This window comes from Pseudomonas sp. GNP012, from assembly GCF_054343835.1.
On sequence record NZ_JBTGUU010000001.1, the window covers coordinates 1,649,464 to 1,663,243 of the forward strand.

At 61.6% G+C, this 13,780-nt stretch carries 14 protein-coding genes; 8 read left to right on the forward strand and 6 right to left on the reverse strand.

Annotated elements, in window-relative coordinates; all coding sequences use genetic code 11:
• Positions 1-323 precede the first annotated feature (323 nt).
• Complete coding sequence (locus ACXX83_RS07460) at positions 324-1,592, forward strand: IS110 family RNA-guided transposase (RefSeq protein ID WP_458547629.1); 1,269 nt, start codon at positions 324-326, stop codon at positions 1,590-1,592.
• Positions 1,593-1,924: 332 nt separating this feature from the next.
• On the opposite strand, the gene ACXX83_RS07465 is transcribed toward ACXX83_RS07460, so the two are convergent.
• Positions 1,925-3,235 (reverse strand): ATP-binding protein, encoded by a 1,311-nt coding sequence (locus ACXX83_RS07465; protein ID WP_458547993.1) that lies wholly within the window; start codon positions 3,233-3,235, stop codon positions 1,925-1,927.
• Positions 3,232-3,972, reverse strand: a complete 741-nt coding sequence (locus tag ACXX83_RS07470) for a response regulator (protein WP_015094561.1) — start codon at positions 3,970-3,972, stop codon at positions 3,232-3,234. Before ACXX83_RS07470 ends, ACXX83_RS07465 begins: the two co-directional genes overlap by 4 nt.
• A gap of 305 nt (positions 3,973-4,277) precedes the next feature.
• On the opposite strand from ACXX83_RS07470, the gene ACXX83_RS07475 reads away from it, so the two are divergent.
• The 3 genes from ACXX83_RS07475 (at position 4,278) to ACXX83_RS07485 (ending at position 6,170) form a co-directional block, all read left to right on the forward strand.
• Positions 4,278-4,541, forward strand: a complete 264-nt coding sequence (locus ACXX83_RS07475; RefSeq protein ID WP_217837926.1) for a DUF2790 domain-containing protein — start codon at positions 4,278-4,280, stop codon at positions 4,539-4,541.
• A 48-nt stretch (positions 4,542-4,589) separates the two neighbouring features.
• Positions 4,590-4,802 (forward strand): hypothetical protein, encoded by a 213-nt coding sequence (locus tag ACXX83_RS07480; protein ID WP_458547994.1) that lies wholly within the window; start codon positions 4,590-4,592, stop codon positions 4,800-4,802.
• A gap of 150 nt (positions 4,803-4,952) precedes the next feature.
• Positions 4,953-6,170, forward strand: a complete 1,218-nt coding sequence (locus ACXX83_RS07485) for a cytochrome c biogenesis protein DipZ (RefSeq protein WP_015094564.1) — start codon at positions 4,953-4,955, stop codon at positions 6,168-6,170.
• A 17-nt stretch (positions 6,171-6,187) separates the two neighbouring features.
• Here the strand turns inward: ACXX83_RS07485 and ACXX83_RS07490 are convergent, their stop codons facing one another.
• Positions 6,188-6,649, reverse strand: coding sequence for a GNAT family N-acetyltransferase (locus ACXX83_RS07490; protein ID WP_015094565.1), 462 nt, complete (start codon positions 6,647-6,649; stop codon positions 6,188-6,190).
• A 75-nt stretch (positions 6,650-6,724) separates the two neighbouring features.
• Positions 6,725-7,702, reverse strand: coding sequence for an AraC family transcriptional regulator (locus ACXX83_RS07495; protein WP_458547995.1), 978 nt, complete (start codon positions 7,700-7,702; stop codon positions 6,725-6,727).
• Between the two features lie 178 nt (positions 7,703-7,880).
• Between ACXX83_RS07495 and ACXX83_RS07500 the strand changes: the two genes are divergently transcribed.
• Both ACXX83_RS07500 and ACXX83_RS07505 read left to right on the forward strand, forming a co-directional pair.
• Complete coding sequence (locus ACXX83_RS07500) at positions 7,881-8,150, forward strand: DUF4242 domain-containing protein (protein ID WP_015094567.1); 270 nt, start codon at positions 7,881-7,883, stop codon at positions 8,148-8,150.
• Between the two features lie 44 nt (positions 8,151-8,194).
• Positions 8,195-9,007 carry a class I SAM-dependent methyltransferase gene (locus ACXX83_RS07505; RefSeq protein ID WP_458547996.1) on the forward strand — a complete coding sequence of 271 codons (813 nt, stop codon included), beginning with the start codon at positions 8,195-8,197 and terminating at the stop codon, positions 9,005-9,007.
• A 138-nt stretch (positions 9,008-9,145) separates the two neighbouring features.
• On the opposite strand, the gene ACXX83_RS07510 is transcribed toward ACXX83_RS07505, so the two are convergent.
• Positions 9,146-9,532, reverse strand: coding sequence for a DUF488 domain-containing protein (locus ACXX83_RS07510; RefSeq protein WP_458547997.1), 387 nt, complete (start codon positions 9,530-9,532; stop codon positions 9,146-9,148).
• Positions 9,533-9,534: 2 nt separating this feature from the next.
• Positions 9,535-10,257, reverse strand: a complete 723-nt coding sequence (gene pcsA / locus ACXX83_RS07515) for a phosphatidylcholine synthase (protein WP_458547998.1) — start codon at positions 10,255-10,257, stop codon at positions 9,535-9,537.
• Between the two features lie 257 nt (positions 10,258-10,514).
• Between pcsA and ACXX83_RS07520 the strand changes: the two genes are divergently transcribed.
• Together ACXX83_RS07520 and ligD are read left to right on the forward strand one after the other, a co-directional pair.
• Positions 10,515-11,243 (forward strand): tellurite resistance TerB family protein, encoded by a 729-nt coding sequence (locus tag ACXX83_RS07520; protein WP_458547999.1) that lies wholly within the window; start codon positions 10,515-10,517, stop codon positions 11,241-11,243.
• 484 nt (positions 11,244-11,727) lie between these two features.
• Positions 11,728-13,740 carry a DNA ligase D gene (ligD, locus tag ACXX83_RS07525; protein WP_458548000.1) on the forward strand — a complete coding sequence of 671 codons (2,013 nt, stop codon included), beginning with the start codon at positions 11,728-11,730 and terminating at the stop codon, positions 13,738-13,740.
• Positions 13,741-13,780: the final 40 nt, after the last annotated feature.

The window sequence follows — 13,780 nt, forward strand, 5'->3', positions numbered from 1 at the left end:
GTTCGACTGCGTCGAACGGCGCTGCGCGCCCATCCCCGGATGAACACCTGCGCTCAGCCTGCCGATATAGGTTGTCCGTTCCTTTCCTCTTCCATACTTCAACGTCTGGAAGTCAGCTTTGATCCAGGAAGGAACATGCACCTGTGGGCTACGAATATGCCTCTCAAGCACGTGATGATTACCCCCTCACTTTCGAGCCCACAGGTGCGCTTGCGCCCTCTAACGAATACTCAGGGAAAGCCCGACACGGCTCTCTATATCGCTTTCGCTGGACGCAAGCATGCATGTCCCTGCATGTACTTTAGCGCCAGTGGAGGTTGTTGATGCAAACGCTCCTGTCTCAGAGATTCACTGCTTATGTCGGAATAGATTGGGCAGATACCAAGCACGACGTGTGTTTGCAGGTCGCAGGTGAAACCCGGCGGCACTTCTCTATCATCGACCACACGCCCCAATCGATTGATCGATGGGCGAAATCGTTGTTTGAGCGCTATGGCGCGCCGATTGCAATTGCTCTTGAGCTCAACAAGGGCCCGTTGGTGGCGGCCCTGCAAAAGTACGAGTTCTTTTGCCTGTTTCCCATCAATCCGAGCACCTTGGCCAAACACCGCAAAGCCTTTGTCGGCAGCGGTGCCAAGGATGATCCGACCGATGCGCAATGGGCGCTTGAGTTGTTGCTCACCTATCCCCAACGGTTTGCGCAGCTGATGCCGCAAAGCCCGGCGATGCGTATTTTGGCCAGCCTGACAGAACATCGACGGGCACTGGTTGATGAGCGAGTGAAAGTCAGCAACCGCCTGATCTGTACGCTCAAACAGTATTATCCAGCGGCCCTTGAGCTATTTAGCAATCATGACAGCGTGGTGTTCTGTGACTTTTTGATGCGCTGGCCCACACTTGAGCAGCTCAAGCGTTCTCGCCAGAGTACTTTTCTCAAGTTCTTTAACGAGCACAACGCTCGTCACGCTCAACTCAATCAAACACGCTGGGAAATCATCACCCAAGCGATGCCTTTGACGCAGGATCCGGGGGTGATACGTCCTGCGCAGTTGTACACGACAGCCTTGGCGTCACAACTCAAAGGGCTCATTTGCACCCTCAAGGATTTTGATCGCGAGATCGAAGAAACGGCCAACACCTTGAGCGATTACCCGATCTTCAAAGCGCTCCCTGGTGCCGGCCAACATCTTGCACCACGCCTGATGGTGGCTTTTGGTGAACAGCGTGATCGATTTAGCGACGCCAATGCGATGCAGCAATATGCCGGAATCGCACCCGTGACTCAGCGTAGCGGCAAGAAGAAAGTCGTGTATTGGCGCTACCGATGCTCAACCTTCTTGCGTCAGACCTTTGTCGAATGGGCTGCTCACAGCATCACTCAATCAACGTGGGCCGAGGCTTACTATCGGCAGCAACGGGCTAAGGGCTGCTCATACCAAGCGGCCCTGAGAGCACTGGCTTTCAAGTGGATCAGAATCGTCTATCGGTGCTGGAAAACCAGCACCATCTATGACGAAAAGGCTTACTTGCAGGCTTTGACGCGGCACGGATCAACGTTGGTAGAAGCGCCGATGGAGGTCGTCACAGGTTGACGGACAGGCTCAGGGCGTGAGGGGGCGGGTAGATCAAGAGCTGCAGGCGAGCTAACGCTCGGCCTGTTGAGTGGTGAAAAGCGTTTGTGTACGCCGACCCACTGTAGGAGCTGCCGAAGGCTGCGATCTTTTGATCTTGATCTTCCGTCCTTTCGACATTGTCAAAAATCAAAGGTAGGAGCTGGCTTGCCAGCGATGGCGGCCTGCCAATCGACCAATCTCTCTCAGACATACGCCGAACCACTGTGGGAGCGGGCTTGCCCGCGAAGGCGGCCTTCCAGCCGAACATTTTCTACAGCTGGCCCAACATCCTCACCCCCAAGCCAATCCCTCTACCCCGGCAATCTCAGCTCCGCACACAACCCCCCACCTTCCCGATTGCTCAAGGTCAACGCCCCTCCAATCGCTATCGCCAGTTGCTGGGCAATCGCCAACCCCAACCCGGTGCCGCCGGTGCTGCGGTTGCGGGAGTTTTCCACGCGGTAGAAGGGTTCCATCACGTGCTTGAGTTCTTCTTCGGCGATTCCCGGGCCGCGGTCGAGGATCTTGATCGACAGCTTCCCGTCGGCCTGTTTTTCCACGCGCAACTCGGCAGCTCCGGCAAATTTCAAGGCGTTGTCCGTCAGGTTGACCAGTACCCGGCGCAGGGCGTGAGGGCGGGTATCGATGACGGTGGAGCTCTTGCCTGTGAGTTGAACGTCCTTGCCCATGTCCTGGTAGTCGAACACAAGGCTGTCGAGGAACGAGTCGAGGTCGGTGCGGCGGCTTTCTTCGGTGGCGCCGTGGATGCTGCGGGCGTAGGCGACGCCTTCACGCACCAGGTGTTCCATCTCGCCCAGGTCGTTCCACAGTTTGTCTTTTTCGCTGGAGTCGTCCATGAACTCGGCGCGCAGTTTCATGCGGGTGATCGGGGTTTGCAGGTCGTGGGAGATCGCTGCGAGCAATTGCATGCGTTCCTTCAGGTACGCCGCGATGCGTGCCTGCATCGCGTTGAAGGCCTTGGCGGCGTGGGCGACTTCGGTCGGGCCTTTTTCGTCCAGGAGCACGGGGTGGGCGTTGGGGTCCAGAGTTTCGACGGCCTCGGCGAGGCGGGTGAGGGGGCGGATGGCGATTCTGACCGCCAGCCAGGAACAGGCGAGCATCAGTGCCAGTTGCCCGAGCAACACGAAGGGCAGCCAGGGCGACAGCGGCACCATCGCCGGGCGGAGGTCGATGGTCAGCGGGCTGCCATCCGCCAGGTTCAGGTGCACCTGGAAGTGTTTTTTCGGCCCGGGAATCTCAGTAAAGGTCATCGGGTAATCGTGGCCGATGGCGTCCTTGATCGAGGCGATGGCAATGGGCGCATCGGGCATGTCGGTGCGGATGGGCGTGCCCGGCGAACCCTCGTTGAGCAGGTAACTGTAGTTGCGCCGCTCCAGTTGTTTGAGCCAGGCGGCTCGTTCATCGGCGGGCAAGCGGTCGAGGATGGCAACGGAGGTGGAAACATCGGTTTCCAGGTTGCCGAGCATGGTGTTTTTCGAGGATTCGTAGCGTTCGTAGTACTGCGCACCGAAGGATAATGCCTGAGCGAGGATCAGGCCGATCAGGAAAATCAGCGACAGCCGCGAAGCCAGGGTCCGCGGCCAAAGCAGCGCCTGCGTCATGATGGGTCGCCCAGGATTTCCACCGGCAGGGAAAACACATAGCCTTCGCTGCGCACGGTCTTGATGTAGGCCGGTTCGCGGGCGTCGTCGAGCAGGCGCTGGCGCAAGCGACTGACCAACAGGTCGATGGAACGGTCGAACAGGTCGGCGTCGCGGCCCTGGGTCAGGTTGAGCAGTTGATCGCGGTTGAGCACCCGTTGCGGATGGTCGAGAAACACCCGCAGCAATCGATATTCGGCGCCGCTCAGGGCGACCATGGTGCCGTCTTCATCGAGCAGGTGACGGGCCGAGGTGTCCAGGCGCCAACGGCCGAAGGCCAGCAGGCGGCTGGCTTCGGTCACCACCAGGTTCGGCGGCAGCATGCGGGTGCGTCGCAGCACCGCGTTGATCCGCGCCAGCAGTTCACGGGCAGCGAAGGGTTTGACCAGGTAGTCGTCGGCGCCCATTTCCAGGCCGAGGATGCGGTCGGTTTCATCGTTGCGCGCGGTGAGCATCAGGACCGGCGTGGTCTTGTGTTTGCCGGCGCGCAATTCGCGGCAGAGCAGCAGGCCATCGTCCCCCGGCATCATGATGTCCAGCACGATCAGGTCCACCGGGGTGGTTTCCAGAAACGCGCGCATCTGCCGCCCATCCGCCACGACGGTGGTGCGCAGGCCGTTCTTCTTCAGGTAGTTGCCGACCAGCTCGCGGATTTCGCGGTCATCGTCAACGATGAGGATGTGATCAACGTGATCCATTGGGCCAGACCTCTGGTAAATGGGTAATGCCACACAGTCTATCGAGCCTGGGCGGGGTCGCCTGTGGCCCTTTGTATTGCAGTGTATCCGGCCTGCCTGCGGATACACACGAAGGCAAAAAAGCCGATTTCCGGGGCTTTTGTATTGCTCTGTATCTGCACGCGGTTCTGATACGTACCGATTGATTCACGCCGATTCGCGACACAGACGAGATACCTCGCAGGCTTTTAATAGGTTCCATCGAGGCAAACCAGACCGCCTCGCCCAACGAACCAGCGACCTGTTGAAACCTTGAGGAACTCGCCATGAACACCAAAGCCATCTATGCCGCTTGCCTGTTTGCCGCCCTGAACATCTGCACCCTGTCGGCCCGCGCCGAAGCCGATGTTGCGCCAAAAACCTACACCTACGGCAGCCATCTTGACATCAGGAAAGTGGTTTCGCTGACCGAGGACGCTACGCCTTCCTGCGGTGTGGTCAATGCACGGCTGACGTACCTCGACTCCCAGTCGAAAACCCAGGTGCTGGATTACAGCAAGTTCGCCGACAACTGCAACTCGGAAAACTGAGTGTTGCCATCAATGACCGCTTAATCCAGTTGAATCAGGAAGGACATCATGAACAACGCATCCCGCTTTCTCACCGCCATCGCCTTTTCCGTCGCCGGTGCTGCGGCCCATGCCAACGCCGCCGTCGAGCAAAGCACCTGCGCCAGCAACACCTGCTTCCAGCTGACGCCAGTGGCAGAGCAGGGCACCCAGGGCTTGCTGGCACAAGACGGTGCCAGCCGCACGCCTCAGGGACAGTTGCTGGATGAACAGACAGCTTGAAGCCAAACATCACCGTTCAAATGTGGGAGCGGGCTTGCTCGCGAAGGCGGCGTGTCAGCCGCATCATCGCTGGCTGAATGTACGCTTTCGCGAGCAAGCCCGCTCCCACAATGATTGTGTGTCGCCCTCTAAATTGTATTAGGTGATCCCATGTTACTCATCGCTTTCCTGGGCGGCATATTGACCGTCCTCAGCCCGTGCATCCTGCCGGTCGTGCCATTTTTGTTCGCCGGGGCCGACCGCACACGCGCCTCGATCCTGCTGACCCTCGGCGGCATGGTCCTGACCTTCGCCCTGGTCTCCAGCCTGGCGGTGGTCAGCAGTGAGTGGGTGATACAGGCCAGCAACACCGGCCGACACGTCGCCCTGTTCGTGATGGTGCTGTTCGCCCTGTCGCTGATTTCCGCCCGGGTCGGTGACTGGCTGGCGCGCCCCTTCGTGCTGCTGGGCAATCGCATCGACCCGGACTCGCGCAAGATGTCCGGGCCGCTGGCGTCGATCATGATCGGTGTCGCTACCGGGCTGCTCTGGGCACCCTGCGCCGGGCCGATCCTCGGGGTGATTCTCACCAGCGCCATGCTGCAGGGCGCGAATGCCGGTACCAGTCTGTTGCTGGTGGCCTATGGCGCGGGCAGTGCGTTGTCCCTGGGCGTCTTGATCTTTGCCGGGCGTGGCCTGGTCAATCGCTTGAAACCGTCGATTCCGGTCACTGGCTGGCTGCGCCGGGGCGCGGGGGTTGCGGTGCTGGCCGGTACGGCGGTGATCGCAACGGGGGCCAACGACCTGTTGCTGGCCAACACTTCATCGGAAGGTGTCAGCCGTGTCGAGAAAAACGTGCTGGAGACCGTGCCGAAAGTCGTCGATTACCTGGTCAGCAAGGTCAAGGCCGACAGCACCATGGGCAACGCCCAGGGCGCAATGCCGTCGTTGTCCGGCGCGGTGGACTGGATCAACTCACCGGCACTGACCAACGAAGCCCTCAAAGGCAAGGTGGTGCTGGTGGACTTCTGGACCTTCGACTGCATCAACTGCAAGCGCACCCTGCCGTACGTGAAGGACTGGGCGAAGAAATATGAAAAGGACGGACTGCTGGTGATCGGCGTGCACACGCCTGAATACGGCTTTGAACGCATCATCGACAACGTCAGGGACAAGGTGAAGGAATACGGCATCACCTACCCGGTGGCGATCGACAATAACTACGCGATCTGGCGCAACTTCGACAACCAGTACTGGCCGGCGCACTACATCATCGATGCCAAGGGGCAGGTGCGTTACACCCACTTCGGTGAAGGCAGCTACGACACGCAGGAGAAAGTGATCCAGCAATTGCTGGAGGAGGCCAAGGCCAGCGCGCCAGCGGCTTGAACCGTTTGATCAATGGCTCACAGGTCCCGCGCCATGAGCCATTGATCTTTTTCCCATGCCTGAAAACGCTCCAGTACCACCCAGCCGCGCCTGGCGTAATAAGCGCTCTGGTCCTGGGTGTGCAGGTAGATCCTCTTCTCGCCGTTGGCTTTGGCTTGCGCGCAAATCCCTTCGATCAAACGCTCCGCCAAGCCCTTGCTGCGTGCCTCGGGAGTGATGAACACGCAAGCGAGCCAAGGCCCCAGATCCGGGCGATGGGCCAGATCGGCCCTGGCCAGCGCTGCACCGCCCAACAGTTCGTTGTGGTCGAGGGCGATCAGGCACTTCCAGTCGCCGTTGTCTTGGCCTTCGGCAAATTCCCGTTGCCAGTCGGGCAGGGGCTGTCCGGCGTATTCGTAGTGGAACTGCCGGTGGATCCACGAAGCGAATGTGTTGCTGTGCTGCCTATGTCGAGCAAGCCAGTCCAGGCGGGGTGCCATGTGATGAGTCCTTTCAAGTTCAGTCGCAGGGTAGCGAGAGTAGCGGGCTCGGACAGGACTGTCGCCCCCATTGGTTTAGTGACCGCTCAATTGGCTCGAGGCCGCCTGACCACGTCGCCACGCCGCCGGCGGTGCACCGAACTCGCGACGAAAGGCGCGGCTGAAGGCGGTATCGGTCTGGTAGCCGACTTCCTCGGCGATGCGCGTCAATGAGTTGTTGCTGCTGCGCAACAGGTTGGCGGCGAGCAACACCCGCCATTGCGTCAGGTACTGCATCGGCGACACCCCCACCAGTTGCTGGAAGCGCTCGGCCAACACCGATCTTGAAGTACTGGCGGTGCGCGCCAGTTCGTCCAGCGTCCAGGCGTGGCAGGGTTTTTTGTGCAAGGCGTTGAGGGCGGCGCCGACGATGCGGTCGCGTACACCGGCCAGCCAGCCGGTGCGACCTTCGCCCTGTTCGTTCATGTACAGGCGCAGCACTTCGATGAATAGCACTTCGGCGAGTTTGGCCAGGACCCCTTCGCCGCCGGGGCGGGGCGAGCGGGCTTCGGCGAGGGCGTAGCGCACGGAGGATTCCAGCCAGATACCGGCACTCGAACCGCGCACGTTGACCCGCACCACGGGTGGCAAGCCCTTGAGCAACATGCCCGCCAGGCGCGTGTCGCACGCCAGGTAGCCGCACACCAGGCGGGTGACCGCGCCACCGCCGCCATAGCTCAGTTGGCGTGGCCGGCGTGCCAGCACCGCATCCAGTCGCGCACCCGTGGCCGGGGGCAATCCGGGTCGGGAGCACATGCGATGGGCGTCGCCCTGAGGGAAGATCACCACGTCGCCGGCGCTCAGCAGCAGCGGCGGGTCATCGCCCAGCTCGACGTAGCACTCGCCATCGGTGATCAGGTGAAAGATCACCACTCGTTCCGCATCGGGCTCCAGGAACGGCGCGGCCGTGTCGGCGCTGGGCGACTGGTAGCACCAGGGCGCGGTGAACCGGGCGTTGATGAAGATCGCGCCGACCAGGTGCACCACCCGCAGGGTCTGTGACAGAGCGTCCATAGGGATTTCCCCGTGACAGGATTCCTGATTGTGAACGCGTCGGCGCGCCGTGTGGAATCTCCGGACGATCGGGCAGGCTTGGGCGACGATCGGGCAGGACGCCAGCGCCCGTCAGGACGATAGTTTGATCACAGGGTGAGAGCCGCCCTGTCATCCAGAACAACAAAGAGAGGTTGCCATGCCTAAGTTCGTCATTGAACGTGAGATCCAGGGCGCCGGAGCTCTGTCGGAAAGGGATTTGAAAGCCGCTTCGCAAAAGTCCTGCCGGGCGTTGCGTGAGTTGCCAGAGGTGCAGTGGCTGCAGAGCTATGTCACCGGTGACAAGCTCTACTGCGTGTACATCTCGCCGAACGAGGCGCAGATCCAGGAGCATGCCAGGATCAGTGGTTTTCCCGCCAACCGCATTTCCCAGGTCATGAACATCATCGACCCGACGACTGCGGAGTAACCGCGATCAGGCCCGATTCGTGTTTCAACCCAGAGACTACCTCCATGAGTACACCCATTGATCTGACTGCCTTGAAAAACCGTCAAATGGCCTCCTGGGCCAGCGGCGACTACGCCGTGATCGGCACTACCCTGCAAATCGTCGGCGAGCAACTGGCCGAAGCCTGCGACCTGTTGTGCGATGAGCGCGTGCTCGACGTCGCCGCCGGTAACGGCAACGCGACCCTCGCGGCTGCGCGCCGTGGCTGCAAGGTTACGTCCACCGACTATGTCGCCGCCTTGCTGGAGCGCGGCGAAGAGCGGGCCCGGGCAGAACGCCTGAACGTCTCCTTCCAGGTCGCCGATGCCGAAGCCTTGCCCTTTGCCGACGACAGCTTCGACGCCGTGCTTTCGACTTTCGGTGTGATGTTCACGCCGGACCAGCCCAAAGCCGCCGCGGAGCTGGCGCGAGTCTGCCGCCCGGGCGGGCGGATCGGCCTGGCCAACTGGACACCGGAAGGCTTCGTCGGCCAGATGTTCAAGACCCTGGGCCAGCACCTGCCACCTGCGCCGGGAGCGAATCCGCCCTCGCGCTGGGGCACCGAAGCCTGGCTGCACGAGCACTTCGACGAGCGGGACTTCCTGCTGCAGGTGACGCGCCGCACCTTCAATTTCCGCTATCGCTCTGCAGCGCATTTCATCGACACCTTCCGCCAGTGGTACGGACCGGTGCACAAAGCCTTCGCCGCACTGCCCGCGGACGGCGCCAAGGCGCTGGAAGCGGACCTGACCGAGCTGATCAACCGGATGAACCGGGCGGGCGACAAGTCGCTGGTGGTGCCGAGTGAATACCTGGAGGTAGTGATCACGCGGCGTTAATGGCCTTGCATAAGTCCTTGTAGGAGCGAGCTTGCTCGCGATGGACTCGAAAACGCCGCGTGCATCCAGAAATCACGCGTAATCGTTATCGACCATCGCGAGCAAGCTCGCTCCTACAGGGGGCTGTGTTCAGACACGCTAAACCACCTTCGCCCCCCGCGCCTCCAGCAACTCGCGCAACACCGACCGATGACAATGCGCTTCATCCTCGCAATAACAGCCCACGGCCAGGGACGTGCTGTGAGACAACGCGGCCAGCAGGTCCAGCAACTGACTGGCAGCGGGCTGGTTCATCTCGGCCTTGAACTTGCGCCGGAACACCTCCCAGGCCTGGGCATCCTGTGCAGCCTTGGCCTCGGCCACCAGCTCCGCGCTGGGTGACAGCAAGGGCTGCCAGACATCATAGAAATCCCGGCTGGCGAATTCGGCTTTCGGTACGCCACGGGGAGGGCGGCGCACCGTGCCCAGGCGCAAGCCTTCGTCGGGGCGACGCGGCGAACCCAGTTGAACGATATGGACAGCCATGGCTACTTGAGCCGCGATTCGTCGAACCACTCCAGCGCCGTGCGCCAGAAGCAGATACCGAGGAAATACGCCGACATCAGCAGCCAGAGTCCCATCACCATCGGGTTGATCACTGGATGGTTGAGCACCAGCGACAAGCTGCACAGCAACCAGATGGCCGTCACCGCAATGTTGATCGGCATGAACCGGCGCACGCGGAACGGGTGCAGGAATTTCATCCGGGTCACGGTCAGCAGGGCCAGGCCAATGATGGTCATGAAGGTGATCCACGGCGACGGGTCAATGATGTACAGGCACAGGGCAACCACGTTCCAGGCGGCGGGGAAGCCCTGGAAATAGTTGTCCTTGCTCTTCATGTTGACATTGCAGAAGCAGAACAGCGACGACACCAGAATCAGCGACACGCTCAGCAGCAGGGTGTAATCCGGCAACGGGATGTAGCGATAGATGAACAGCGCCGGTATAAACACATACGTCAGGTAATCGATCACCAGGTCGAGGATCGAGCCATCGAAGCTCGGCAACACCGTCTGCACGTTGACCTTGCGCGCCAGTGCGCCGTCCAGTCCGTCGACGATCAGGGCGACACCCAGCCAAAGCAGACAATGGGTCGGCTGGTTATCCAGCAGGGACAGGGTGGCGAGGAACGCGGTGACCACGCCGGTGGCCGTAAAACCATGGGCGCCCCATGCTTTGAGTCTGGCGATGTACAGGGTTGAAATCACAGGGGCGTTCTCCAGTGAATGAAGCAAGCCAGTTGACGCCCCGCGTAAGGGGGCGCTGGCAAACCGGGTCGGGTTGCAGGTATCGACCGGGTATCCGCGGATAAGGTTCACCACCTATCAATCTTAGCCGTGCTAAAAAAAATACCCCGGACAATCCGCAGTGATGCGGGTGCGTCGGCCCAACGGCGCTGGCACATTCGTCTGCGAGGTCTATCGTTGCCTGTCTGGATAGAACTCTTTCCAAGAGGACAAGCGTCATGAACACCAGCGATCTGCTCGAACAGTTATTGCGCGCCGGCCAGGGCTCGATGGCGCAACGGGGCGGCGGTGGCGCGTCGGCCCAGGGCGGGCTCGGCGACCTGGGCGGATTGCTCGGCGGGTTGTTGGGCGGTGGCGCCGGTGCGGGTGCGGGCGGCGGTGGCGCAGGGTTGGGCGGTTTGCTCGGTGGTTTGCTGGGCGGCGGTTCGCCGATGGGCGGGGCACGCCAAAGCCGCTCCGGTGGCGGCACCAATTATGCGGCGCTGGCGTCCCTCGGCATGATGGCGTTCCAGGCGTACCAGGCTTGGCAACGCAGTCAGGCGTCGGCCCCGCAGGAGGCGCCGCGCACCGTGGACTTGCTGGCCGGCCCGGAAGCCGAGGAACACAGCCATGCGATCCTGCGGGCATTGATTGCCGCGGCCAAGGCCGATGGCCGGATCGATGAATCCGAAAAGCAGATGATCAGCACTGAAATCGGCCGTCACACCGACGACCCGCAATTGCAGCAATGGCTGGACGATGAAGTCGCCAAGCCGCTGGACGCCAGTGACGTCGCGCAGTCGGCCACCGACCCCGGCATGGCCTCGGAGATGTACCTGGCCAGCGTGATGCTGGTCGACGACCAACAGGACGCCGAGCGCAACTATCTGGATGAACTGGCCGCGGCATTGCAGATCGAGCCAGAGTTGCAATTGCATCTGGAGCAGCAGGCCAGGCGTACTGCCTAAAGCTTCGCGAGCAACCTCGCTCCCACAGGTTGATCCCCGCCGAACGCAGATTCTGCGTGCGCTGAAAATCCCTGTGGGAGCGAGCCTGCTCGCGAAGCGGTCGTCACAGTCAACATCCTTGGCGCCTGACCCACCGCCATCGCGAGCAGGCTCGCTCCCACAGGTTGATCCGCGTCGAACGCAGATTCTGCGTGCACTGAAAATCCCTGTGGGAGCGAGCTTGCTCGCGATGAGGCCGGCACAGCCAACATCCTTGGCGCCTGACCCACCGCCATCGCGAGCAAGCTCGCTCCCACAGGTTGATCCGCGTCGAACGCAGAGGCTGTGTGCGCTGAAAGTCATTGTGGGAGCGCGGCCGCACCCCCGCGCCACAAGCCCGTCCGTCCGGGCCTTTTCAATGCCGATTGAATTATTGCGCCGCTCGCCGGCTCTGCTTGGTTAAGAGACGTTTGCATCCAACGTCCTGGCGCGAAGCAGGTGAGCCATGCCCCGCAACCTCGATGACAGGCGCGATTTTTCGGCGACTGGCGAGCCAGCCGCCAAGCGCTCGAGCAAGGAAAAATCATCGCCACTGACCGGCGCCCGCAAAGCCAGGTTGCCGGATCTGCTCAAGCCGGAACTGGCGACGCTGGTGGACAGGGTCCCGGACGGCTCGTGGAGCTACGAAATCAAATTCGACGGCTACCGGATCATGGCTCGCATCGACCACGGTGACGTCAGGCTGCTCACCCGCAATGGCCACGACTGGACCCACAAACTGCCAGAACAGGCCCAGGCTCTGGTCGCGCTTGGCCTGGAATCGGCGTGGCTCGATGGTGAAATGGTGGTGGCCGACGACCAGGGTGTACCGGACTTTCAGGCGCTGCAAAACGCCTTCGAGGCGCAGCGCAGCGACGGCATTTTCTACTACCTGTTCGACCTGCCGTACCTCAATGGCGTGGACTTGCGCGAAGTGCCGGTCGAAGAGCGCCGGGCTGCGCTGGCAACTGTGCTCAAGGCCAATGACCAGCCGCTGCTGCGCTTCTCCGAGTCGTTTGGCGAGGAGCCGCACGCCTTGCTCGACAGCGCCTGCCAGATGCGCATGGAGGGCTTGATCGGCAAGCGTCTTGGGTCGCCCTATGTCTCCCGGCGCAGTAGCGACTGGATCAAGCTCAAATGCCAGCATCGGCAGGAGTTCGTCATCGTCGGATTCACCGAGCCGAAAGGCTCGCGCCATGCCTTCGGCGCGCTGCTGCTGGGGCTGCATGACCGCGACAGTGGCGAGTTGCGCTATGCCGGCAAAGTCGGCACCGGGTTCAATGAGGCGACGCTGCGCAGCCTCCATGAGCAGCTCAAGCCGTTGCAGGTGAAAGAACCGTCGGTGGTCAATCCACCCGGCGGTGCCGAGGCCAGGGATGTGCATTGGCTCAAACCCAAGCTGCTGGCAGAAGTGGCATTCGCTGAAATGACCCGGGACGGTTCAGTGCGCCATGCCGTGTTCCATGGCCTGCGCAATGACAAACCGGCACACGACATCACCGAGGAGCGCGCGAACACCGTGAAAACCTCCACTGCGAAAAAAACCGCTTCCAGGCAAAAGAAGCCCGACCCCGCACCCTCGCAAATCGGCCTGGAAGCGGGGCAGGTGCGCATCACTCACCCGGACCGGGTGATCGACCCCGGCAGCGGCACCACCAAACTGCAACTGGCGCAGTACTACGCGAGTGTCGCCGAGTGGATCCTGCCCGAACTCAAGGATCGCCCGGTGGCGCTGGTGCGCGCACCGGACGGTATCGCGGGCGAGCTGTTTTTCCAGAAGAATGCCGAGCACCTGGCGATCCCCGGCATCGCCACGCTGGACAAGCAGCTCACCGGTCAGCCGATGATGCTGATCAACAATGCCGAGGCGCTGATTGGCGCGGTGCAGATGAGCACCGTGGAGTTGCATACCTGGAACGCCACGTCGGCCAACTTCGACAAGCCGGACCGTTTTGTCCTCGACCTTGACCCGGACCCGGCGCTGCCATGGAAACGCATGATCGAGGCCACCGAGTTGACGCTGTCGGTGCTGGATGAGCTGGGGCTCAAGGCGTTTCTGAAAACCAGCGGCGGCAAGGGCATCCATGTGGTGGTACCGCTGACCCGCAAGCTCGGCTGGGATGAGGTCAAGGACTTCAGCCATGCCATTGTCAGCCACATGGCCAGGCTGTTGCCCGAGCGTTTTTCGGCGGTGTCGGGACCGAAGAACCGGGTCGGACGGATCTTCATCGATTACCTACGCAACGGGCTGGGCGCGACCACCATCTGCGCCTACGCCGTCCGCACCCGTGAGGGCCTGCCGGTGTCGATGCCGATCTTTCGCCAAGAGGTTGCCGAGCTCAAGGGCGGCAATCAGTGGAACCTGCACAACGCACTTGAACGCCTGGCTGAAGTCGGCGATGAGCCCTGGGCGGACATGCGCAAGACCCGGCAGGCGATCACTGCCGACATGCGTCGGCGGGTGGGAATGAAGAAGTGACCGCAAGGGTCAGGAAGGCCCCCCTTGTGGCGAGCAAGCT